The organism is Spirosoma panaciterrae DSM 21099, assembly GCF_000374025.1.
Lineage (GTDB): Bacteria > Bacteroidota > Bacteroidia > Cytophagales > Spirosomataceae > Spirosoma > Spirosoma panaciterrae.
Genome location: NZ_KB893213.1, coordinates 762 through 24,032, shown reverse-complemented (window position 1 = coordinate 24,032; position 23,271 = coordinate 762). Strand labels below are relative to the sequence as shown.

19 protein-coding genes and 1 CRISPR repeat array are annotated in these 23,271 nt (G+C 46.8%); of the genes, 16 read left to right on the top strand and 3 right to left on the bottom strand.

Features of this window, described 5'->3' with window-relative positions; translation table 11 throughout:
* The first annotated feature begins 680 nt into the window (after nt 1-680).
* The 6 genes from B153_RS0127120 (at nt 681) to B153_RS0127095 (ending at nt 5,724) form a co-directional block, all read left to right on the top strand.
* On the top strand, nt 681-2,315 hold the full coding sequence (locus B153_RS0127120; protein WP_245564955.1) for a hypothetical protein: 1,635 nt from the start codon (nt 681-683) through the stop codon (nt 2,313-2,315).
* Between the two features lie 1,336 nt (nt 2,316-3,651).
* Nucleotides 3,652-3,915: a helix-turn-helix domain-containing protein gene (locus B153_RS36000; RefSeq protein WP_020599899.1), complete on the top strand. Its 264-nt coding sequence runs from the start codon at nt 3,652-3,654 to the stop codon at nt 3,913-3,915.
* Between the two features lie 94 nt (nt 3,916-4,009).
* On the top strand, nt 4,010-4,462 hold the full coding sequence (locus tag B153_RS0127110) for a hypothetical protein (RefSeq protein WP_020599898.1): 453 nt from the start codon (nt 4,010-4,012) through the stop codon (nt 4,460-4,462).
* On the top strand, nt 4,459-4,734 hold the full coding sequence (locus tag B153_RS38395; RefSeq protein ID WP_020599897.1) for a hypothetical protein: 276 nt from the start codon (nt 4,459-4,461) through the stop codon (nt 4,732-4,734). Before B153_RS0127110 ends, B153_RS38395 begins: the two co-directional genes overlap by 4 nt.
* Nucleotides 4,735-4,934: 200 nt before the next feature.
* Nucleotides 4,935-5,201 (top strand): hypothetical protein, encoded by a 267-nt coding sequence (locus B153_RS0127100; RefSeq protein ID WP_020599896.1) that lies wholly within the window; start codon nt 4,935-4,937, stop codon nt 5,199-5,201.
* A gap of 328 nt (nt 5,202-5,529) precedes the next feature.
* Nucleotides 5,530-5,724 (top strand): hypothetical protein, encoded by a 195-nt coding sequence (locus B153_RS0127095; RefSeq protein ID WP_020599895.1) that lies wholly within the window; start codon nt 5,530-5,532, stop codon nt 5,722-5,724.
* Nucleotides 5,725-5,882: 158 nt separating this feature from the next.
* Here the strand turns inward: B153_RS0127095 and B153_RS0127090 are convergent, their stop codons facing one another.
* Nucleotides 5,883-6,275, bottom strand: a complete 393-nt coding sequence (locus B153_RS0127090) for a YcxB family protein (protein ID WP_245564954.1) — start codon at nt 6,273-6,275, stop codon at nt 5,883-5,885.
* A 282-nt stretch (nt 6,276-6,557) separates the two neighbouring features.
* On the bottom strand, nt 6,558-9,134 hold the full coding sequence (locus B153_RS0127085) for an esterase/lipase family protein (RefSeq protein ID WP_020599893.1): 2,577 nt from the start codon (nt 9,132-9,134) through the stop codon (nt 6,558-6,560).
* Between the two features lie 591 nt (nt 9,135-9,725).
* On the opposite strand from B153_RS0127085, the gene B153_RS0127080 reads away from it, so the two are divergent.
* Nucleotides 9,726-10,487: a hypothetical protein gene (locus tag B153_RS0127080; RefSeq protein ID WP_020599892.1), complete on the top strand. Its 762-nt coding sequence runs from the start codon at nt 9,726-9,728 to the stop codon at nt 10,485-10,487.
* Nucleotides 10,488-10,674: 187 nt separating this feature from the next.
* Here the strand turns inward: B153_RS0127080 and B153_RS38390 are convergent, their stop codons facing one another.
* Nucleotides 10,675-10,869, bottom strand: a complete 195-nt coding sequence (locus B153_RS38390) for a hypothetical protein (RefSeq protein WP_211221717.1) — start codon at nt 10,867-10,869, stop codon at nt 10,675-10,677.
* A 421-nt stretch (nt 10,870-11,290) separates the two neighbouring features.
* Here B153_RS38390 and B153_RS0127075 point away from each other — a divergent pair, with 421 nt between their 5' ends.
* From B153_RS0127075 to cas2, 9 genes are all read left to right on the top strand, one after another.
* Nucleotides 11,291-12,220, top strand: a complete 930-nt coding sequence (locus B153_RS0127075; protein ID WP_020599891.1) for a helix-turn-helix transcriptional regulator — start codon at nt 11,291-11,293, stop codon at nt 12,218-12,220.
* Between the two features lie 102 nt (nt 12,221-12,322).
* On the top strand, nt 12,323-12,988 hold the full coding sequence (locus B153_RS0127070; protein ID WP_020599890.1) for a CRISPR-associated endoribonuclease Cas6: 666 nt from the start codon (nt 12,323-12,325) through the stop codon (nt 12,986-12,988).
* 16 nt (nt 12,989-13,004) lie between these two features.
* Nucleotides 13,005-13,790, top strand: a complete 786-nt coding sequence (locus B153_RS0127065; protein ID WP_020599889.1) for a hypothetical protein — start codon at nt 13,005-13,007, stop codon at nt 13,788-13,790.
* Nucleotides 13,787-15,412 (top strand): hypothetical protein, encoded by a 1,626-nt coding sequence (locus B153_RS0127060; protein WP_020599888.1) that lies wholly within the window; start codon nt 13,787-13,789, stop codon nt 15,410-15,412. Before B153_RS0127065 ends, B153_RS0127060 begins: the two co-directional genes overlap by 4 nt.
* Nucleotides 15,413-15,445: 33 nt before the next feature.
* On the top strand, nt 15,446-16,342 hold the full coding sequence (gene cas7p, locus B153_RS35995; RefSeq protein WP_020599887.1) for a type I-PGING CRISPR-associated protein Cas7/Csp1: 897 nt from the start codon (nt 15,446-15,448) through the stop codon (nt 16,340-16,342).
* 2 nt (nt 16,343-16,344) lie between these two features.
* Nucleotides 16,345-18,783, top strand: a complete 2,439-nt coding sequence (gene cas3 / locus B153_RS0127050) for a CRISPR-associated helicase Cas3' (protein ID WP_020599886.1) — start codon at nt 16,345-16,347, stop codon at nt 18,781-18,783.
* Nucleotides 18,780-19,337, top strand: coding sequence for a Dna2/Cas4 domain-containing protein (locus tag B153_RS0127045; RefSeq protein WP_020599885.1), 558 nt, complete (start codon nt 18,780-18,782; stop codon nt 19,335-19,337). Before cas3 ends, B153_RS0127045 begins: the two co-directional genes overlap by 4 nt.
* A gap of 79 nt (nt 19,338-19,416) precedes the next feature.
* Nucleotides 19,417-20,502, top strand: coding sequence for a type I-B CRISPR-associated endonuclease Cas1b (gene cas1b, locus B153_RS0127040; RefSeq protein WP_020599884.1), 1,086 nt, complete (start codon nt 19,417-19,419; stop codon nt 20,500-20,502).
* Nucleotides 20,503-20,529: 27 nt separating this feature from the next.
* Nucleotides 20,530-20,793 carry a CRISPR-associated endonuclease Cas2 gene (gene cas2 / locus B153_RS0127035; RefSeq protein ID WP_020599883.1) on the top strand — a complete coding sequence of 88 codons (264 nt, stop codon included), beginning with the start codon at nt 20,530-20,532 and terminating at the stop codon, nt 20,791-20,793.
* A gap of 218 nt (nt 20,794-21,011) precedes the next feature.
* Nucleotides 21,012-23,271: direct repeats of the CRISPR family, unit length 29 nt; unit sequence GTATCAATCGCACCTTCGGGTATTGAAAG.

The window sequence follows — 23,271 nt, the reverse complement described above, 5'->3', positions numbered from 1 at the left end:
AAACACACCCGCCCTCCCTTCAAATCAATCCAAATATAATTGGCTTAGTCCAGGCAACATCGCCGATGCCGCCCGAACATTTGTCGGTTACAATCAGGCGAGTCGACCACTGCCCGAAAANCCCATCAATCCAGACTATCTGAANCTACTGGCCGATGCGAAAGCGCAGCAGTATCAGGGTTTGGGACCNGCTGGCCGTCAGCTGTTCAACAGCCAGATAGCCGACTCGCGTAGTCTGGGGATCGATGCCATTCGCCGAACCGCTGGAGGAGGAGGCAATGCCGCATCGGTTCTTGGCGCATTAGGTCAAGTCAACGACGCCACAACTGACGCAGCCTTGAAGCTTGCTGCTACTGATGAACAGGCTCGCCAGTACAATCAAAACCGTTACCAAAATCTACTTGGTGGATTGATCGATCAGCAGCAACAACGCTTCGGCGTGGCTTACAATGCCGCTCTGATGAACCGGCAGGCGGGACTCAACCTGGCCCAAAAGGGCATCCAGAGTATTCAGGATCGGTACGAGTTCTATAAAGCTTACCTCGATCCAACCAGCCCCTACGCTCGTCTGTATGATTCCCTTGGGAAAAAAGAAGCGAGCGATCAAAGCGCAACCCGTAATAATTATTCTAACATTGGCCGACTGCTCGGCGGTAAAACCAACTAACATGACTCCTTCTGTGAACGATCAATCTGGTTCTTTAGCCAATCTCGCCTTACTCGCTCCCACCGTTAGTTGGGCCCAGCGCCGGGCTGATAAAGACCGTGAGCTCCAGTACCAGGCTATGCTGGCCCAGAATGCATCCGCCGAAAAGCAGCAGTCGCAGCAGGCCGCCCTGTCAACACAGCAGGCCATTGCGTCGCTGTCCGATGTGCCATTTTTAGAACAGGATCAGCTGCGGTTTAAAGACCTGGTCGACAGCATTCTGGCTGAAAACGGCAAACGCATCGAATCCGAGTACGGGGGAGATCACGAACGCTACGGTCGGGAGCGCTATCTGCAGGATAGCCAGACGGCCATTATGAAAGCCACCCGCAGCCCGCTATTTCGGCAGGCTCTCCAGCGCCGGTCCTATGCCGTACAACTGATGGCCGACCAGAGCAAAGGACTCATTGACCGTCCCGTTACCTACCGGCTGCTCAATGGTCAGCTGAAAACCGCTCCGGCGACGGAAAACTACCGGGATTTCCAAAGCGGCAAGACTGAAGAGTTTTCCTACGACGGGGGTTACGATGCGCCGACCAAATACAACGATTTCTTCGCTAAAAACTACCATCCACGCGCGGCCGCCGAAGGCAATCATAAAGTCTTTCGGGCGACGGGGGATGAGGTACTAAGCGCCATGATGAGCGAAGACGGGCTTTCCCAGCGCGATGCGGTAGACTATCTGTCCCGCTTTGGCAACCGGCTGACGGTTCCTACCTATAAGTTCGACCCGCGTGACCCCTACAAGGAAATGGCCATCCAGCAACGCAACCGCGCACTGGCGCAGGGTGATCGTCGAAACCAGATTGCTGAAGCCCGACTTAAAGTTCAACAGCGGGCACTGGGCAGTTTTAATGCGTATGATACCAGTATTGATGCGCGCAACATTATTACGACCGATGCCCATGGAACTCCAATGGCTGTCCCAGCGACTGTTTATGACCAGGGAAAGCCGGATAAAAAGCCCTGGGCTTTGGTTGGCTATGATAGTCAGCTGATCCAGCCGCAGCTATTAAAACAACTGGGTATACAACCTCAAAAAGGAAGTGATGGAACCACTCAGTTTACCCCCGGCAGATTGAGCAATGTGATGGTGATGGCCCCCAATCAGGCAGGCGGTCTGGATCTGCGCAAAACAAATTTATCAGGGGTCAACTACCAGGTCGTCGGTGCGGGTGAGTTTTATAGGCGCCCTGTGACTGACGGAGACAAGTCCGCGTATGAAAAAGCGGGTGGTCAAGAGCAACTTTATCAGCAGTTAACGATTCGCGTTACCGCCAAAGAAGCGATCAAAGCTAAGTCAAACCCTTTATTTAGAAATATTGGTGGTAGCCAGGGAAGTACCTCCCTCTGGTTTGGCATTACCCCCAATGTTGATTCTCAGGTTGGGGCGGGAGCCTACAAAGAGGCTGGTAAGAACAAGGATGACGAGCGGCTTTATGATTTTCAGGTACTGGTTCCCGTTCGACCCAGTGGCGCTAGTCGAGCCACCATGGAAAACACCAATACGGGAAGATGGATGGATTCCAAAGCAGGGGGTAGTTCCATGAGTGACATTTTCTCGGAAGGCCCCGCCATCGATCTGTTTGAGGGACTTGATAACGACTGAGGCTTGCTGGCGTGGATCGAATAGCATTCAGCGCAGGGCAACTATTTTCCTTTAATATTAGAAACCCAGGCTTATCAGACTTTTCCCCATTTGTGGGAAAAGTCGCTAGTCAGTTAGCATTCATATTGTATAGTAAAACTGGGTTCAACCCCGTTCTCTTTTTTCCCACCACCAGGTTCCCTTTTCTCTGACAGGGAAAAGATACTACCTCGCTTACTTACTGGTAAAATACAAGAGTGCTCTTTTGTCGAGTAGCTTACAAGGCAAAAAGGAGATAGCAGAGGGACAGTCCATTCCTGCCATTATCAGCCCACAAAGCCGCTTGATTAATTCTTGAAGACGAATATTCACACGTATTTGTACGTTTTCGCTACTTAAATAAGTGAATCTTGACTGTAAGAATAGCCGCATCAGTGAATTTAGAATCTATCAATAGATGATATCTATAACAAAGAGTCTTATTATAAATAATTCTGATCTGTTGCATAAGTTGTAAAAGAAATCTGTTTTAATTGAAAATTGATCAATGTCTGTAAAAAGTACAAAATAGCTTCTAGAACGTTCTTTATCGCTCTGTGTCAAAAGTTATGAATATCTATAATTTTAGGGAGTAGGCCTGTCGATAGCCTGATTAAAAAGACGGTAGTCACAGAGGGACTATAGGGCTGTTTTGGCGGAATCCCGTGGTCTTTTTTGGCTACCCCCACCCCTTGAAAAGGTTGGAAAAATAAGGAGTGTTCAGCCTGCCTGCGAATAGAAATGTAGAGCTGAGTTTTTAACGGCTGCCAGCTAGCTAGTCACGGCTGAACGAATAGATGTGTTTGCTCATTCCTTGTACGGCTTGGGCAGGTGGGCTTACAACCAGTTTTCTCTTTGCGTTTACCGATTGTAAGCGAAGAGAGATTTGCATGCAGCAACTTAATAATGTTAACGTATATATAGGGGCGTTAGGTAACCCATTCCATAAGAAGAATACAGCAAGGCCTATCTCTTGCAAAGGTCTGATTTCAAATCAGACCTGCCAAAAAACTAGCACCCACTCTAGGATTAAATAGGTAAATAGTCTTCAGATTCCGACGGTAATTAACTCATAGCCAGTGTCGATTTAAAATCGTACCCCTGGGCGCCGATACAGTTATTGCCTAGGCAATGGTGATTTAAAATCAATTCACCATTCCTTTCTGGAAACAAACTGTAACAGGCTGATGGGTAGGATAATATGTAAATAGAGGTAAGATTTATTAAATCCTTCTTGTTTTATATCATTTTTGATATTATTTTTAACTATTGATTTAAAGCAGAAGGCAGCTGCATAACACGCCACTCTTAAGATGCCATGGAAGAAAATACCGATACATTAACACAAGAACAGTCTCGTCAGGTGTGCCGGAATCTGGCTCAGTTGGCTAAACAGGTACGATTAACACAAGAAGCGATTGCGGAGAAGACAGGCTATAAACAGGCAAATATTTCTCGGTTGTTTAGTGGTCGCTTTAGTCCTCGACTCGAGGTCATTTTCACGGTCCTGAAGGCAATTAACGAATTAACTAACCAATCCTTCACCTTGACGGATATTGATGTTAAGCCATCAATAGCGTAGTCGATCGTTACCTCTCGATGTGCGTATAAAGAAAAGCCCATTCGCTCTGGAGAAGTGAATGGGCCAATGTCCAAAATCTATCATTTGAGCAATTATGAACACAGAACAAATTTACACGGGCGAAAGCAGCAATGCAACACCTTTCGAGTCAACGGCTAGCCTAGCCCCACAAAGTCAATTATCAATCACCTTACGGCTGTGCATTAATTCGGCCATCAGTGGGACGAGTGAAGCTCAACTCGTATCTTGGGCGCTACAGCACTATAAGCAAGCCAAATACAAGCACCTGCTAAAAGAGCAGCGTGTTGAAGGGAAAATAGCTGAGGATTTTACCATAGCTGCGGATATCTGGCATGAGATCAAACTCATTGAAGAACTTCAGGAGCAGCTTACCCATCAGTCGATGGAGCTGGCCGAGCAGAATTACTGGAAATCTATGGAGTTAGAATGGCCAACGACCTATGCATCGGTGAAGCAGCAACATGCCCACCAATCTGCCGAACTAGTGAATGACTATTTACGGGACTTTAACCTGACACTCCAATGAAAACCTCTGCTACTCATATATCGGAACTTGCTCTATCGGGTGTACACTCGACCGTACACCGCTTTATGCGGGAAATTACACCTGCGCAAGAGGGGTTATTAGATTCCTGTAGTCATATCAGCGCTCAGGATTTAGTCGATTCGCTGAATTGGATGTTGACCAAACTTAGGGACGAAAGTAGTGGCGGGCTTACTAGTAGCGACCATAAGCAGCTAGCTCTGGTTGATAACCTGAAGGATTGGCTGAGTGATCTAGTCGATGAAACTAACTAGCTTCAGCAATGAAGCCTAGCTAAATAGACCCCGTTTACCTAGTTGGTAGACGGGGTTTTGTATTGATTTAGTGGTATTTATTACTGATTACAGTAGAATAAGAGAACTTGGCTCTTCACTCTGCTCATGTTGTTTATTTAATTCAACTTCTGAAGGTAATGAACAGCATGAAATATTTATAAATTTAATTAATTTTTCCTATGGAAAAACCACTGACAATCGGGCAGATCATTGCCGCGATGCGCAAAGTCCTGCGCGAAGTCTTGCTCGAATTACTACAAAATTCGAGCTTTTTGTCCATTTCTGCCGTCTGGGCCACCGAGGAGGAGGTGATCACTGGGTGTGGAAAAAGCCGCCGATGCCTTTACAGGGCGATTGCCGCAGGCCGTATTCAGCCCAATGATATACGTCCGAATCCGATCGGTAAAGGCTATCTGTTCCGCCGATCAGCCCTCATTCAGCCGTAGCTGAAAATACATACAATTAACTAAGTAAAGCTGAGCAAGCAGCTTATGTAACCTGTAGAGGTTACCGGGCCTATAGAGTCGTCAAATGACGAGTTTGCGTCAGAAAAATAGAATTACTTATTCAGATACATAATCCATATACGTCGACTATTTATTGCTATTGTTCTTCATTAATGAGTCGTTAGAAACCAACAGAGCCGTATAAAACCTTAACAAAGCCTATACAATCACTGCTTCTATACACCTTATACGTTATCATTTAATAGGTCACTTTTGGCTAGCAAGGGAGCTAAACTATTTACATCCAAGCTAATCACCAATCTATCTATTGACGGATGGGCAATACAGTTATTTTGATCCCAGGCACGATATTCAGGCTCAGAAACTAGGCAAGAATGACTCGTTCATCGTTCAGATCGGAGCGGGCGATGTAATTGAAAAGATACATAATGCAGTGAGCGTGACCATTACCAAAGGGGAGTCAGGCTCGGGCCTGATTGTCACCATGGGCGAACAGCGCTGACTTACCTCGAAAGTGGCAGCGAGTGCGGCTTTCTGGGCATCATTGCCTTACGGATAATGCCCAGGGCGCTGTTCATGCTGCTTTGGCCGTTACGGGATGCGCTAGCGGGTAGTGTCATGCCCGAGCCGATGGGCACCCCTACAAAGGAAGTTGACTTTTTATTCCCTTTGGGGCTTTACATGATGGTAAACCAATTCTTTCATAGGGCCATTATCAGCAATACCGTGTAAAGGCAAGACTACGGGTGCGGCGCCCTTTTCCTCAGCATACAAGGTAAAGGTGTCTTCAAACTCCTCGTATTCGCTGAAGTAACTCCATTGTAGGGCCGTGTTGGCGTTATCAGTCTGGTAGAGCAGGCCCTGCTCATCGATCGTGATCTGAACGGGTTTACTGCCTACATAGTCTTTAATCTGCTTTTTCAGGTGACTCCGTTTTTGAAGATGAAGGAGTATCCAGGAAAGGGGTCCTATTGAAAGAAAGCCTGCCACAAACAGATTGTTGGCTTTGCCATTAGCCCGGTAGGCCAGCAGCATTAAAACCGGTAGAACCATAAAAAAAGCTGTTCTCCATTTTTTTCCTCCTTGGAGATACAACTTCGTTTCATTGTGGTAGAACTGTCTCCATAGCCAGGCTTTATAGGCATCCGTGTCGGCCGAGAAACTAAAACTGTACATGGTTTAAGGGTGGATCACAAGATGACATTCAAGGCGTAAAAGCGTTCCGTTCGGCTTTTTTAATGGGCTTGTTTTCTTTATCGTTTACCGCTCATTACTCCACGCAGGCTACAAATGGCAGTATGTAGAGAAGAAGTCAAGATTAAATGCTCCCACCTGCTACCCCCCTCCTCCCTTCACAAACACCTGTCGTACTCCCGGCGCAAACTGTATTCGCCCCCCAGTATATTTCACTTGCAGCGCCTGGGCGGTCATTGTCGACACGGTTACGGTATGGCCGGGATTGATGACGACGATATCGTCGATGGTGGGTTCGTGGCCGCAGGACCAGGTGGAGGAGGAGGTCCAGTCGCCGGATTGGAGAGAGGAACACTGATTGACATTAGCGATACCACTGACTATAAAATACGTAGTGTCAGCAATGTAAGCGCCTGAGGAGGTTTTTCCGATTACTATTATCCTCTTTGGACCGTCCTCATTACTAACTGGAACTTCAGCCGTTATTGTATGACTATTCGTTCTGGCTGTTTTGACTTCTGTTGTACTATGCTCTATAATTACTTTTGTTTCCGATACGTTGGCGCTCTGTATTGAAATGGGTACCGTTTTTCCTTTTTGAATTACTTGCCCACGCTGTGGGGAGGCGACCGTCAAAGTTGCACTAGCTGGTTCATATAAAGGGGGAGTGGGGCTACGGAGGACAGCAGTGTTGAAATATTGACAGAAGTATGAACTACTAGGGGTAGCTGCTAATAAATATTGGACTCGGTCAATAACTTCACTGTTTTTGGGCGAGCCCATGTGTGCTTGGTTTTCGATAAGGCTTGTGCAATTTCCCATCATGCCTGCCTGCTGGCTAATTTGGGGTACTATTAAGTCATTTAGACCATCGTATAATTGAGAAGTAGTTATATCAATCATCATATGGGGCAAAACATCCGTAAATGTATACTTGCCAACCCCATTTATAATGTTTTTAGGAGTTACTTCCAACGACTCCAACTCTTCAGCAACGGTTTTAAATAGGCCTACTATAATTTCCGAAGGAGTTTGATATTCGACCGTCACGATTGTATGTGATGGAACGGTGCGATAGTTCCGGAGGAGTCCATTCAGCGTATTGGTGATGACTGGACTATTAACACGCAGGTTATCCAAAGCGCCATCGCACATATCCTGCTCTGTTGATTTAGTGAACACAGGAAGCAGTGCTTTGCAAAGAATACCAGAATATTTGGGAGGAAATGTGGTTTTGATCCATTCATATAAATTAGCAAGTTCAGTTCCTGAATGAGGGGTGTTCAAGGTTATCAACTTATGGAATCCACATTGATAGGTATCGCCTTGTAAGTAGAGTCTTCCTAAGATGCCTCCCATACTATGAGCAACATAATCTACATTACCCGCAGCAAGATGACTATCCCGTAAGGATTTAATAAAGAAATCTAGCTCTGATTTAATATGGGGAACATTCGTTAAGAATGCCTGACTCGTTGTTTTGGCGTAATCCGCTCGTTTAAAAAGATTTAAGGCAGTGGGGTACTTATTCGAATGGGCAAGTGCTCTTTCCATATCCTCAAATGTTTCTGGCCCTGACCAAATTCCATGTACCATCAAAACCGGAGCCCGGTAGACAAGAATATTAAATGTTTCGATTGGCTCACTGCCTGAGGAGGCTTCATATACTTTCACCTCCAAAGAGACCGATTCGCCATCGGCCTGAATGTAGTCCGGGTGCTTGTACCGAATTGCCAAGCTATCCTTACTCTGGTGGATAATTGTATAGCTACCGTATTGACTTTCTTCGGTTCCAGGTAGTTCAATATTGGCCTGATTCAAATCATAACCTTTGGCCGATAGCGCAAATACGGAAGCCTCTGATTTGTCCGCGCAGAGGCTGAATGAAGTACCTTCGGTGAGGAGAAAAGGGTCTTTAAATAGATCGTTTTGGGGTAATTGATGGTAATGCTTAATGGTTACTTCTTTTGGCTCCTCAGGAACACTAATCCGAACTCCATTAGACCAGTCGCTAGAACAAACATTATCGGTGCAGCGGGCATAAAATACGGTTGATTCATGGAGCTTTACCGTTTGCTGAAAACTATTTACCCCACTCAATTGCCAAGTAGGGGAAGTCGAACTGTACCATTGAACACTTGGGTATTGTTGATCGCAACCGGTTACGGATAAAGTTACTTCCTCGGTGTGGGGCTGTACCGTGTATTTATCGGCCGTTAATTGAGGGGCTTTCTTAGAAGCGGCCCGTACATGAATATTGTAGATATACGTATAGGTGTATGTAAAATCGGCACTTAAGTCTACGACATTGGCTTTACATTCTTCATCGATTTTATACGGATCCTGGCGATTAACATTCTTAATGATTATTTGAGTCGATTCCTTGGCTATAAATCGAATATAGTCAAAGCGATAGCCTGTATAATCATACGTAGGGTCATAATAATCACTCCCTACTTTCGCTATGAGGGTACCGCCACTAATGGTAAATTCTTCCTTGTTGGCTTTATTGTACTCAATTTTAGCGCTACAGTTAAGTGCTACCGTGTAGGCAAATTTTTGGTGAGCGAATATGACTTCTCCTTTAAAAATATCAAATGTATCTCCTTCACATTTATCAATGTCAATTATAAACGTAGCGTCGAGTGTCGGATTTTGACCCAAGCAGACAAAAGCCGTCATCAGCCAAGCCGAAACCAGGAGTAGAAATTGGCGCATAGGAAGATTGAAAAGGTGGAGAATAAAACTAAGTAAAACTCCTCTTTTTCACAATCCCTCCAGCGCTTGCCATACATGGCGGGGTGTACTGAACTCGGTCCACCGCTCCTCGGGGACTAGAAAAACTCGAATCAATAAAGCGTTCTGTATGGGCTCTGCCAGGGGAAAGTTCGCCACCCGGTACCGGGGCCAACGGGCCGGATCGTCGGCATCATCTCCCACCCGGACTAATTGGCCGTAGTCAAAATTCTGGAGCGTTTCCAGGACAATACATGGGGTGAATTTGAGTGGCCGACTTTCGGCTTGGATCGTCTTAGCAATCGAAGCGGAGGAGGTACAGCCCAGCAGGATGTAGGGGTGTTTTTACATTCTTTAAGATATGAAGAATTGGCGAGTTTGCCACCCTTGGTTTCCAGGTAAATCACCCCTTCAAAAAAGGGTATTTTTCCCGTTGTAATACTTATAATAAAATTCTTTCTTGTAACCATGTTGAGTACAAAAAGCTCTGATAGACACGTAGTTAACTAGGGTGGTAGCTTTTTTTTAATATATTGTATAAATATCAACAGTTACTAATAAATAACTAATAATATGAAAAAGATATTTTTTTTAACAATCTTATTAGTAGAGTCAAGTGTATGTTTTGGCCAAATTAGATTTCATCATTTAATTAATAAAAATACAATAACTAGTTATGGATTCGATTTAGTTAGTGGGGGTAGTTCTGTTGACCTTTGTGTTACAAGAAAAGGCATAGTAAGTGTAAGCGGAGGGAAGATTAATGTTGATATATGGCGAATACTGGATCAAACGACTTGCCCCAACGGTATTGATCGCTCTACGGCTATCGGATCAGGCCTTCAGATTGTCGATAGACGAAATACATATGGACAACCAACCAGGGTGTTGGTTTTACCTTTTAGTGCTATAAACCTAGGTGTAAACACACTTCCTTTTCGAATAAGGCAGAAAGTAACGGTTGATGAAACAGGAGCGACTATCCCGGCTACAGGTACATCAGCTTTTCAACTAGCATTTAATGTGGGCTATACATATGGCTTCTCTCAAATAACTACTAGAGCCATTACCAATTGGTCTGCAACAATAGGAGGATATTTTGGCCCTTCAACTGCTGATCTAAAAAAGGAGACAGTCAAACACCCATCGTTATGGACGACAAATCAGACCAATGCGACATTGACGTATGGATTTAATCTTATTCTTGCCAGAAACAATTTTGGGTTAGTATTTGCCTATGGGTTTGAAAAGGCTTTAGGGATGAATAAAGAAGAGTGGGTTTACAACGGGAAGCCTTATTTCGGTTTTGGGATTAATACCAATTTTTTAAGATAATTTACCCTACTTAATTTAAAAATAGATTACCGATTGTATCTTGACCCGGATATTCTCCTCTCTAACAACGGTCATTAGTAGACGTTGGTTGTAGGTGGTGAAGGTGGCTGTTATCAGAGCCTAACAGGAGGGTGCAATTATTGCCTAGTAAGAGGGAGGTGATGTAAAGAATGGATACTTGGACAGGCTACGAATCGTCATCATCTTCGACTTTCCTGTTCGTCTTGGCTTTGGGTTTCAACTGCTCGGCCCTTTGCCAGGCGGAAGTCGTAGTACGGCTCAATACGCTGCTCAGTAAGCCATCGTAGGCGAAGAGGGTCTCCCTCCGCGATTCGATAGTGCTGGTCGTCTCTTGCCTTGCTCCATTCGTTTTCGATTTCACAAGTGAGCGGTCAAGTCCATAATTTCCTCTCTGCCTAGTTCCTCTAATAACTCAGGATATTTGAATCGAATAGCGAAGTCAATGGCATGTAGGTGCTGATAGCGAATTGAGCGACCTTCAAGATTATATTTATAATCAATAGTGATGTGTCACTGTTGTAATGAGTTCAGCGTCAATCATCACTCTCTCCATGGCTTACTTAGCCTGGTACGTTAGGTTGGGGTTCCTTCGGCAGTGTTGGCTGATTCGTTCAATTATTTGGTGCATCCGTTGCGCCCGTCCTTTGTCCAAGTGAAGATGGTTCGAAGTTTTGCGCTTGTAGTTGGTCCGCGATTGTGGACGAAATAGTAGGTTCACTGGCGCTGGTTCTTTACAGGTCCTAGGGATACTATTGCCATCGCTACCACATCTGCTATTTACTATGAATCAGTTCGAGACGTTGCGTCGACGGCTGCGGCTCATCCGCCTGGTTGAACGACCATATGTATATCCCAGCAAAGCCGAATTAGTACAACGATTACGAGATGACGATTTGGATGCCGTCTCAGAGCGGACCATCGAACGAGACATCAAGGCGATACAACATCAATATGGTGTTCAGATCGCCTTTGATGGGCGCAAAAAAGGGTATTATCTACATTTGCCTGATGATGAAGACGTCGCGGATTTTAGCCAATTTGTCGAGCTACTTGAGCGGCGGGAACGTCTCGAATTCCTAACCACAACCATAGGTGATGTGCGGCACATCAGCCGCTTTTTGCAACTGGAGCAGCATCCGCAGTTTGTGGGCACGACGCACCTATCTGTTTTATGGGAAGCACTACGGACGGGCCGTTGCGTGGAGTTTATCTACCAAAAGTTTGACGAAGCGGGTACGCGTCGGCGGGTCGAGCCAGGCCTGCTGTTCGAATATCGTAATCGGTGGTATCTTGATGGCTATGATCTAACTGCTGACAGAACAAAGACCTTTGGCTTAGACCGGATTCAGCAGCTAACGCCTACTGATCAGCCCATCCAACTCAGCCATGCCGGAAAAAGCCGCACAGACCGTCGGCACGTTATTGGTGTAACCGCCCCGGCCAGTGCCCAGCCAAAACGAATGGTCTTACGCGTTGACAAGACCGAAGCTCATTATTTCAAAACGCTACCCTTGCACACCAGTCAGCGGCTAATTTGGGAAACAGCTCAATTCTCTGACTTTGAACTGTTTGTCATTTTAAACCATGAGCTTGAACGGGAAATTCTAGCTTTTGGCGAGTGGGTAGAAATACTGGAACCAGTTGAATTGCGGAAAAAGATGGCTAAACGATTAACGACACTATTATCCCGCTATCAAGCTAAAGAGGAATAATATTTTTACTGTTTTACATCACGCCGTCAAAATATGGCGGAGTAGCCATTCACCTTTGCTATACATCTCTGATTAACCGCAAAAGAGAACCACTAAACCTTTATGCGCCTTCAATTACAACTAACGCCCAACGCCCAGCCTGTGCCTTTTACCTACCTTCATAAATTGACTGGTGCTATTCATAAATGGCTTGGGCCTAATGCCTTACACGATGCTATTAGCCTTTATAGCTTTGGACGTCTTCGAGGAGGAGAAAAGGTAGGTAGCAATTTGTACTTCCCTCACGGTGCCAAATGGACAGTTAGCTTCCATGATAGTGAGCAGGCGTGGATACTGGCTAAAGGTATTTTGCGGGACGATTGTTTGGCGTTCGGGATGCGGGTAGAAAAAGTGCTTGAAGTCAACTGCCCCCAGTTTCAGCCTAAGGTTTGTCTAGCAACCGATGGTGAAATTATCATCCGTAATAAGCGAGCAGACGGAAGTCGCGAATATTTATTATGGTCTGATGAGCGAACAAGCGACTCGATGACACAACTGTTACGTAAGAAGCTGCAACAGGCCGGTTATAATAACGATCATCAATCTATAACCGTCCGCTTCGATAGACACTATGCCAAAGCTCATTCTAAACTTATGGATGTAAAAGGCATTCGGCACAAAGGTAGTGTTTGCCCGGTCATCATTGAAGGAACACCTGAAGCCATCCGGTTTGCTTGGTTAGTAGGCGTAGGTGAACTGACTGGAAGTGGATTTGGCGCACTGGTATAAAAAACCCTTAACAGGTATGGATCGTATTGATTTACAATTCTTTTTGGAGCCACCTAATCTGACAGTAAATGCTGCACTGGAGATTGAAGCGTTGGCTCCTCTTTCAATGGTTGCGGCTCAGCCGGGTGCTTATTATCGGAGTCAACCTGCCCCGACAGATTATATGCTCTATGGGTTACTGGAAAATGCCTTGGGTTGGCACCTGTCTGCCTCAATTAGAAAACAGGTTATTGATGGATTAAAAAAGCAAGTCAAAAAAGAGATCAAGAAAAATAAGAATTGGTCCGACTCGCTTTGGGCAACTGGTAAACCAGTCGGGTCACCTGAAATTGGTTTTGTGAGTCTACTACAATATCATCTCTATTTTTCTGGCCCACACGTTTTACCCGCTGTTGATACATTTGATGACCTCTGGTCGCAGCAATTACGCGATACGGGACGTTCATTTTTTGGGGGAAGTAAACATTACGATGCATCGCTATCAACGCTCATGACACGTGAGCGGCAAGGTGAAGTTGAGTTTGGCGACCGAGCTGAGCATAAAAACTTATCCGGTCTAGACTTGGAGCAGGTGGCAGCCGGAGCCAAAATTCAATACAAATCGATTCGCGACCGCTTTCCGCATTATTACGTTAGTCCCACGACTCGAGAATATGTAATTCCGCATCGACCATACCTTTTTCGGCTGCAAACGACACCAACCGTTTCAGCATTGCTAAAGACTGCCTTCAGTGATCCGGCTGCACCCCTGTACTTAGGCTCGAATGATGGATGGGTTGAAGTAAACTACGAAGAGCTATGATCGATCTTAATTTTCTTCACCCATATCCGCGCTACGGCGTGGCGGCTGCCCTTGTTGAACAGGAAGAAATTTCGTTCGATGACTTGACTACTTGGGAGCGAGTGGCTGAATTAGCCTGGAAAGCTATTGATCGGGCCTTGCTTCATTACACGCTGTATACAACAAATGATCCGGCTCAGGAAACAACCAAGTTCTTGGAGTTCGACTATTTAGATGAAAAGATACTTGATCCTGGTAAGAAAAGCGGACAAACGGCGGCCAATGGGTATTACTTATCCCCTTATATAATCACGACGGACGGATCGTCAGCAGCTACCGTAGCGGAAGCTCGTGCAATTCGGGATCTATTGAAGACAGCTACTCAGGACGATTTACAGAAAACGCTGAAGCTAAAGCGCTCCTTTGCTCCCCTGACTAGTAAAATCAACAACGGTCGATCATCAATGGCAGAACCTAAAGCAACGCTACTCGAAGCTGCGTTCACAGTTGTGGCTACCTTAACCGAATGCAAGCCAGCAGCGCAGGTAGCTGCTGGCAAAGGGATGGCTAACACAACCATCATTCCCGATTTGCCGCTGATTGAGGATGAGTACACCCCACTCATTGATTTCGTCCAGCTGTTCTTTGATATGCGCGTTAAGAAAGGCGACGCATTTCGAGTGATAGTTGAGCCCAAAGACCGCAAATTCAAACGTCCACCTTTGTTTCGCGGTAATTACCCAAATGCTCCCCGCGATGGTTCACTTGGAGCGATTTCATTAGTGGTGGCAATTGGCGCGTGGGCTCGGGAAGGGGGGACCTTCAAGCACAAATTGAACGATGGAACATTCCAAAATGAATCTCGCTGGGAATACGCTCGTCAGATTCTGACGTACTTGCAGGAACGGCCCTTATACGTCCTTTCCTACGAAGAAGTCCGACAGGAGTCATATGGTCATCATCTGGTTGGTATGGCGATTGAGCAGGATTTGGCCTCTATCGTTCGGGCGGCTCACCGTTCCTTCCCCTTTGGTATAGAAAAGCCAGATGATCCTAAATACAAACTATACAAACGTTTCTTTGAGCGCTTTCTATTGCAGTTCGATCATCCGTCGTTTCGGGACTTTATGGCTGCCCGCAATGAATATTCCTTTGAGTTAGAACCTATTTTCAATCTGTTCATGCAAGATCAATATCAACTATCAACCGAGTTGATTGCCTCCGCTCGTGCTTATGGGCAATCACTTAATTCAGCGGCTTACATAACTGCCAGAGCCGAACAGCAGGAAGACATAAAAAATAAACGTCGCGAACGGCAGCTAAGTGAGTACAAGAACCGTATACTGGTTCAGTTTGAAAGCACGATTCTGAGTGCGAAAACGCCGACGGCTTTACTCTCGCAGATGGGAATAATTATTGGGCGGTTAACGGGACGCGAAATGGACAGCGAAGCCACTTTATTTATGGAAACCGCAGCAGGATGGCCAATAGAAAAACTCTCGTTAGCTCAAGAACTCATTACGGCCTTTATGCGCCTGAGTTCATATCGTCCCAAAAGTGATCTATCAAGCGGAGCTTCTGATTCTAATGCAGAAACTGTAGAGACGGTCGACAATCCCGCTAATGATGAAATGCCGAATTGATCTAAACTAATCAATAACCTTTAAGATAACTTCATGAAAATCAAATCTATTACCGTCACGCTCCTTGCCCCTATGACTGATCATGCTGCCAATCGGGGCGAAAAATTATTGGGTAATGCATCTTCCATCAAACGTCGGCCTGACGGACGAGTATATATTTCCGGTCAGATGCAACGCCATGTATTGTTCAGTGCTATTGACCGACTGAACGAAGATGACCCGGCTCGAAACGGCTCGTATGTAGCGAATGGCGACGGCCCCTCGACCGATGTAGCACACGACTTACGTAGCGATCTGGGCGGTTACCTGGATACCAACAAAGATGATTATTCAGGACGCCGAACCGCGCCCATAACAGCAACGCCTGGTGTGGCACAGGCTACCAGTCAAATCGGACGCGATTTATTAGTACGCTTGCGGATGGATGAGAGCAAGGACTCTGGTAAGAAACAAGCGCTTGCTACCAACGAATTTAGTCAAAGTGACCTGATGCAGATGAGTTTCCACCTTGATGTCGGAGCGGTTGGGCTGACGAAGCAGTACAAGTATGAAGAAGAAGCGCATGTCGGCACCACTTACCTGAATCATTTAGACGATCAGCCCGGTGAACAGAGCCGCCGTGTTCGGCTGTTTTTGGATGCTACCCGGTCATTGACGGATTACGCTAACCAGGCCCGTAATGCTACTTCCGGTGAGCCACAGCAGGTGTTGATTGTACTGGATACAAAGCTGAGCCGGAAAGCAGCACGCTATTTTGCTCCGGACGCTAATGCTACCGAAAAGGCACGAATTCTAGCTGAACTGGACAACCGGGGCGCATTGTATTTTCTCGGTGATGATACCAATCCGGATTCGTTGAGCGTAGACGAAGCGTATCAGAAAGCGATAGCTGCGCTCCCTAGTAACGAATTATACAGCCCGGTAGCCTGAGTATGGAGCCGTTAGCCAAACCGTCGGGTATTACCTTACGGGACCATCGTCAGCACGTGTATGATGAAGCGCTGGCGCTTTTGGACGCTCATCCGTTTTGGGAACAGAAGTACCGAGCGGTCACGGGTGATGATTTACGATACCGATTACGACGGGTCGCCTGGTGGCATGATGCAGGTAAGGCTCATGAAAAATGGAGTAAAGCCTGCCAGTGTGACTATGAGCTATATCGTAGTTGGCGAGTTAAGCAGGGAAAACCGGCTGAGGCCGCAGATGATGCTCAGAACGCGGTTGAATTTCGGCAATATGAAGCTGCTATGCGTAAAGACAGGAAGAATAGTAGCCCTCACTTAATGGCTACTGGCTTAAGGCACGAATTCGATTCTTTACTACAGGCTCAGAAAGCACTTAAAGATGAAAAGGCCTTGACACTTGCTGAGCAAGTGGCCATTGCTGCCCATCACGGCAAATTAGGATACCGGCATGAGAAGCGTTGGCGGGAAGATGGGCGAGCTGAGAAGAGTGTAGGGCCATACTGGTCAATCTGGCAAGAGCTTACCGACTCATCAAAATCTATAGGTAGCGACGGAAAGCGTGCTAGGAATCAGGATGACTGGAAAATCAGAGTGATTGAACGTTATAGAATTGCGGCCTTACGAGCTTTATTACAACTGGCTGATACCCGTGCCAGTCGCCGGGAAAGCGGTGGTACCGTACCGGATATAATGCTCTTTTCGTATGACTTCCCAAAAGAATGGAAGCTGCGTGGCGTTCAAACAACGGTACTTGAAGGCGCTGATCAGCCAATTAGCATTCTCCGCGCTCCAACAGGTTCGGGAAAGACAGATGCATCATTGTTGTGGGCGAAGCATCAAACTGATCATGATCGTGCCGACCGACTGACCATTGTAATGCCAACCCGCTTTACATCAAATGCTTTAGCGATCAGTGTTGATAAAAATGTGAGCGCGACGGGATTATATCACTCTAGTGCCTGGTATACCCGTTACGGCCATGTTTCTAATAAAGACCGCGATGATGCCAGAGAATTGCACAAACTAGCCCGGAGTTTAGCCACACCGGTAACGGTCTGTACGATTGATCATTTGCTGCTTTGTCTGACGGGTACCAAGGAAGATCATCACACCAGTTTCTTTTTCTTGGCTAATAGCGCGGTCGTTTTTGACGAAGCTGATTTCTATGATCCTTTTATTCAGGCAAACCTGACTGTATTGCTCGACACCTTACGACTACTCCAGGTTCCGGTGTTAATTATGAGCGCAACAGTGCCCGATTCACTACGGAATCGATACGGCATTAACGATACTATTCTGGATGTACCAGCAGAAGAGCAGACAACCAAGCGGCAAATTGTTTGGCGGGGTTCAGCGGAAACGTCAGCGGATGTAGAAGATATTTTGAACGAAATGTTGCGCCTAGGGACGGGCATCGTTTATGCAAATACGGTTGATCGTGCCTATGAATATTTCCAGTGGTTTGCCGAAAAGCACAAAGAGGAACGAGGACCCGAGCCGATTTTATACCATAGCCGGTTTACAGAGCCGGACAAAAAGACCATAGAAGAGCGCCTAATTGCCGCATTAGGCAAAGATGCCTGGCTAGAAAAGAAGAATGCGGTCGGTATCGCTATTCTAACTCAAATCGGCGAAATGAGCGTCAATATCAGTGCCCCAATTATGCTTTCGGATGCTTGTCCTTGGGATCGGTTGGCACAACGGGCTGGTCGATTAGATCGCTTCGGACTTGAGCCCGACGGAGGTATTTTATATGTGGTGGAGCCCTATAAAGAAGGTATATCATACCCAGCTCCTTACGGTGAGTTGCCTAAAGGGGGTAATGTCTGGATTCCTGCAGACGCCTTTACACAGACAGTACAAGAGTTAAGTAGCGATTTTGGCAAAATGCCAGCACTAGTGACACCCGCAAATTTTGTCGAACGAGTGAATAGGCTCTACCCAAAAAACCTGGACTTTACGAGTAAAGCTGAACAAAATCGCGACCGCTTGAAAAGTCTGATGCGTCTTAATTGGATGATTGTCTCCCCGCTTAGCACAGACGAAGACAATGGAAAAGTATCCGCTGAATGGAAAAGCCGGGATATTCCACCACAGCAACCGGTATTTATAAAGTTACCCGATGCCGATGTTGTGCTTGATGGTAATGATGAGTCATTATATGTTTTCAAGAACTGGGATGCCTATCGTGGTTATGAATTAGAATTTGGAGTTAGTTGCCCTGATTACCTGATACGGATGGGCAATGAACGGAAGCAATTGATGCTGTTTCGATTCCGAATAGGTGACGACAAAGAACAGCATAGTATTTGGATTACAGAACCAAGCATTTATTCTCCCGAAATAGGTTTGGCCTTGTTAGGCAAGGGTGAAAAAACGGATCGAGCAAAAGGAGTATTTGGATGAATAATATGACCACTCCTAATTCCCGCATTGGTGGGATGCTGGTGGGGTACTACCAGCTGTGTCCCCGCAAGGCATGGCTGTCGATGCGGGGGCTGTGGATGGAGCAGGAGTCAGATGCGGTGGCGCTCGGACGGCTGCTCGATGACCACAGCTACCAACGCGACGAGAAGCACTTCACCATCGACGCCGAGGCCCCTGATGGCACCGAACTGGTCGGTAAGATTGACCGGACGAACCTCAAAAATGGTGTCTTGCACGAAACCAAGAAAGGCCGCGCCTGCGAGGATTCGCACCGCTGGCAAGTCCGGTTCTACCTCTGGCTGCTTTATCTCAACGGCGTAACCCGTTCTAACAGACAGCCGTTTACCGGTCAACTGGATTACCCGTTGCTGCGCCGGACAGAACCTGTCACGCTGGATGCTGATCACATTACGGAACTAGCCACTACCGTGTCGGCAATCCGGGCCATCGCCGACCAGGAAACACCACCCCCGCGTTTAGCCAAACGATCTTTCTGCACCAAATGTGCCTTTGAAGAACTCTGCTATGGATGAACCAAACTGTCGTAGTGGAGTGAGGAGGTAAAGTAACGCGTTCATCCTCAGTATTTTGCTTATTCATTCTTTCACTTCTATGAAACGACCCCACTACCTGTTCTCTAGCGGTCGGCTGCGTCGCCAGCACAATACGCTCTGCCTGGAGCGAACCAAAGGTGAGCGCCAACCCGATGATGCCCCCGACGATGAGGGGTTGCCTTCCGCCGAGGCCGACGGTGGCCGAGCCCCATTTCCTGTCGAAGCCGTCGACAGTCTGTACCTATTCGGCGAAATCGAAATCAACAGCAAACTCGTCACATTCCTAGGACAGCAGGGTATTCCAACGTTTTTCTACGACTACTACGGCAATTATACGGCCACTCTGTTCCCTCGGGAGGGGCAGTTATCGGGGCGGTTGCGCGTCGATCAGGCCCGCCATTATCTGAGCGCGAAACGGCGGCTGGTATTGGCCCGTGCTTTTGTGGAAGCGGCTCTGTTCAATATCGAACGTGTTATTAAATACTACCAGCCTCGGTTGGCAGGGGAGGAGCAAGCGGCTGTGCAAGCTACCTTACTAGAACTGAAAAAAGACCGCGAAGTCCTACCGTTGACGGTCGATATTCCTACTCTGATGGCGGTTGAAGGGCGTATTCGTGATCGCTACTACCGGCTCTGGCCCCACTTTCTGGGACCGGAAGTGGCCGCCCGCTTTCCGTTTAACAAGCGCGAACGACGACCGCCCTCTAACGAACTGAACGCTCTGATTTCATTCGGCAACTCGTTATGCTATTCGACCGTGCTACGGCAGATTTACCGGACCGCTCTCGACCCAACCATTGCCTATCTGCACGAACCTGGCGACCGGCGTTTCTCGCTGGCCCTGGACTTAGCCGAAGTCTTCAAACCGCTGCTGGTAGACCGGATGATTTTTCGGCTGTTGAAAACGGGTGAGCTGAATCCACGGCATTTTGAAAAATACCTTGGCGGCTGTTATTTAACCGAGGCCGGGCGCAAAATTGTGGTCGGCCATTGGGATGAGCGCCTAAGCCAGACCGTCAAGCATAGAACGATGAACAAGAAAGTATCCTACGAGCGCCTGATTCGCCACGAATGCTACAAACTCGTGCGTCACTTGTGCGATCCGGTCGGTGATCCGTATCATGGTTTTCACATGTGGTGGTGACAGTGTTTATACTAAATCATTATAATTATGCCGTTTTGTATTGCCGTCTATGATGTAAACCAGAAACGAGTGGGCAAAATGCTCAAATTATTCCGGCGTTACCTGACCTGGGTACAGAATTCAGTTTTTGAAGGTGACCTAACCGTTGGTCAGTTAAAGCAGCTACAACTGGAAGCTGATGCGCTTTTGCAGGACGATGACGGCGTGGTGTTTTATCAGTTTCGCGACGAACGCTACGTCGAACGCATCGCAGTTGGCACTGATGAAGTAAACCGAACGCGGTTTTTATAAGTCGTCAGCCTGTTGAGTTGTGAGATTATTTCGGCATGAATAATGCCTTCTCCACAAGGCATATCTATCCAAATCTGGTCTCACTGCTTATAAGAGCTTTTTATCAAGTCGTCAGCCTCCTGCTTTTTTAGCAGTACTACAGGCTGACGCTTTTTTGTGTTATTTTTAAGCTTGAAAAACCTTCTTAAATGGCCTGTACAGCGCTTTTTTAGAGGTTGGTATCAATCGCACCTTCGGGTATTGAAAGTTTGTGCTTCCATTGTTTTGTAGTTTCAAATCGTACTGTATCAATCGCACCTTCGGGTATTGAAAGATTCATCAAGCGGTAATATGCCATTTAGCTTGCCATGTATCAATCGCACCTTCGGGTATTGAAAGCTGCACAATAGGCCAGCGGATACCCCAGTGCAAATACGTATCAATCGCACCTTCGGGTATTGAAAGTAGTTAATCGGCGAATCAATGCCCAGCAGCGAACCAGTATCAATCGCACCTTCGGGTATTGAAAGTTGTAGGTATATTCCCCTGCCACTCCATCGGTTTGGATAAGTATCAATCGCACCTTCGGGTATTGAAAGATGTGTACTACGAAGGGGCAAGCCTGGATTACAAGTATCAATCGCACCTTCGGGTATTGAAAGTGTAGCCAGTCTGACGAGCAATCATCTTTTTGTCCCATGTATCAATCGCACCTTCGGGTATTGAAAGCTACCTGCGGGATGATATGCGACTAGAGCGGCTGTGTATCAATCGCACCTTCGGGTATTGAAAGTCAATATTACGGGGCCAATTCGGGCAGCAATGGGGGCAGTATCAATCGCACCTTCGGGTATTGAAAGATGGTAAGTTAGTAGGCATTGAACGAATGCCAGGGGTATCAATCGCACCTTCGGGTATTGAAAGTTGCGACCAGCGAATCAGGTGTTACCTACCTCGAACTGTATCAATCGCACCTTCGGGTATTGAAAGGTGCGGGTATCAACATCACATCAGGCGTTATCTCGGCCAGTATCAATCGCACCTTCGGGTATTGAAAGTCGTATTTACCTCAGCCGAGGATGTGGCTGAGTAGTATCAATCGCACCTTCGGGTATTGAAAGTTATCCGATCCGGTCAGGAATTTGAGAGCGGCCGCTAGTATCAATCGCACCTTCGGGTATTGAAAGAAAACGAAGGGTTGCGCCCACGATAATTTTGATTGGGTATCAATCGCACCTTCGGGTATTGAAAGTTTTCATGCCCCCTTTTCCCACTTGGCGTCTGTAGTGGTATCAATCGCACCTTCGGGTATTGAAAGTTGAAAAGATGGATATTCTACACCTGTTTCTGGTCAAGGGTATCAATCGCACCTTCGGGTATTGAAAGTTTTCTGATCAATCTGGCCAATGCGCTGAGTAAGCCACGTATCAATCGCACCTTCGGGTATTGAAAGGTTCTACATGAACCTTGTGACGCGGGTAGCCCCAGCTAGTATCAATCGCACCTTCGGGTATTGAAAGGGAAATTCCCGCGAATGTTTCCTGACCATTGTCGTCGTATCAATCGCACCTTCGGGTATTGAAAGCACTGGCTCATCTGGAGGCCAACAAGTCGACAGTACTAGTATCAATCGCACCTTCGGGTATTGAAAGACGATTGCATGACGCAGGGCTGAAGCTGGAAACCGAAAGTATCAATCGCACCTTCGGGTATTGAAAGTTGCCACTGTTTCCCAGGTCCCATCGGCTTTATAGCGTATCAATCGCACCTTCGGGTATTGAAAGGATGGCGGGTTTGCCCAGGCTCGGCCGGTTCATTATGTATCAATCGCACCTTCGGGTATTGAAAGTAGAGCCAGAGCGTAGGCTTGCCGTCCTTGGTGGCAAGTATCAATCGCACCTTCGGGTATTGAAAGCTACAGGTCCCGCGCGGTTGGATATTGATAAACTCCGTATCAATCGCACCTTCGGGTATTGAAAGGAACGTATCGGCCCGTAGCTGCTCTAAGGTGCGGGTAAGTATCAATCGCACCTTCGGGTATTGAAAGCTGGACAAATTCAGGCCCAAACGGAGCAAAAACAGTATCAATCGCACCTTCGGGTATTGAAAGGANAGTATCAATCGCACCTTCGGGTATTGAAAGCTGGACAAATTCAGGCCCAAACGGAGCAAAAACAGTATCAATCGCACCTTCGGGTATTGAAAGGATATTCAGCCAGCGTAATTTCATTCGGTCCGTCCAGGTATCAATCGCACCTTCGGGTATTGAAAGTTTCATTGATGTGCTTTTCGGCTGTGATGGTCAATAGTATCAATCGCACCTTCGGGTATTGAAAGGNGTATCAATCGCACCTTCGGGTATTGAAAGTTTCATTGATGTGCTTTTCGGCTGTGATGGTCAATAGTATCAATCGCACCTTCGGGTATTGAAAGGTATAGTGCCGCCCTGCCAGCGCCACCGGATGCCATCGTATCAATCGCACCTTCGGGTATTGAAAG

Coding starts and splice junctions, on each gene's coding strand:
- B153_RS36000 (WP_020599899.1), top strand. CDS start 3,652: ATGGAAGAAAATACCGATACATTAACACAAGAACAGTCTCGTCAGGTG.
- B153_RS0127110 (WP_020599898.1), top strand. CDS start 4,010: ATGAACACAGAACAAATTTACACGGGCGAAAGCAGCAATGCAACACCT.
- B153_RS38395 (WP_020599897.1), top strand. CDS start 4,459: ATGAAAACCTCTGCTACTCATATATCGGAACTTGCTCTATCGGGTGTA.
- B153_RS0127100 (WP_020599896.1), top strand. CDS start 4,935: ATGGAAAAACCACTGACAATCGGGCAGATCATTGCCGCGATGCGCAAA.
- B153_RS0127090 (WP_245564954.1), bottom strand. CDS start 6,275: ATGGTTCTACCGGTTTTAATGCTGCTGGCCTACCGGGCTAATGGCAAA.
- B153_RS0127085 (WP_020599893.1), bottom strand. CDS start 9,134: ATGCGCCAATTTCTACTCCTGGTTTCGGCTTGGCTGATGACGGCTTTT.
- B153_RS0127080 (WP_020599892.1), top strand. CDS start 9,726: ATGAAAAAGATATTTTTTTTAACAATCTTATTAGTAGAGTCAAGTGTA.
- B153_RS0127075 (WP_020599891.1), top strand. CDS start 11,291: ATGAATCAGTTCGAGACGTTGCGTCGACGGCTGCGGCTCATCCGCCTG.
- B153_RS0127070 (WP_020599890.1), top strand. CDS start 12,323: ATGCGCCTTCAATTACAACTAACGCCCAACGCCCAGCCTGTGCCTTTT.
- B153_RS0127065 (WP_020599889.1), top strand. CDS start 13,005: ATGGATCGTATTGATTTACAATTCTTTTTGGAGCCACCTAATCTGACA.
- B153_RS0127060 (WP_020599888.1), top strand. CDS start 13,787: ATGATCGATCTTAATTTTCTTCACCCATATCCGCGCTACGGCGTGGCG.
- cas7p (WP_020599887.1), top strand. CDS start 15,446: ATGAAAATCAAATCTATTACCGTCACGCTCCTTGCCCCTATGACTGAT.
- cas3 (WP_020599886.1), top strand. CDS start 16,345: ATGGAGCCGTTAGCCAAACCGTCGGGTATTACCTTACGGGACCATCGT.
- B153_RS0127045 (WP_020599885.1), top strand. CDS start 18,780: ATGAATAATATGACCACTCCTAATTCCCGCATTGGTGGGATGCTGGTG.
- cas1b (WP_020599884.1), top strand. CDS start 19,417: ATGAAACGACCCCACTACCTGTTCTCTAGCGGTCGGCTGCGTCGCCAG.
- cas2 (WP_020599883.1), top strand. CDS start 20,530: ATGCCGTTTTGTATTGCCGTCTATGATGTAAACCAGAAACGAGTGGGC.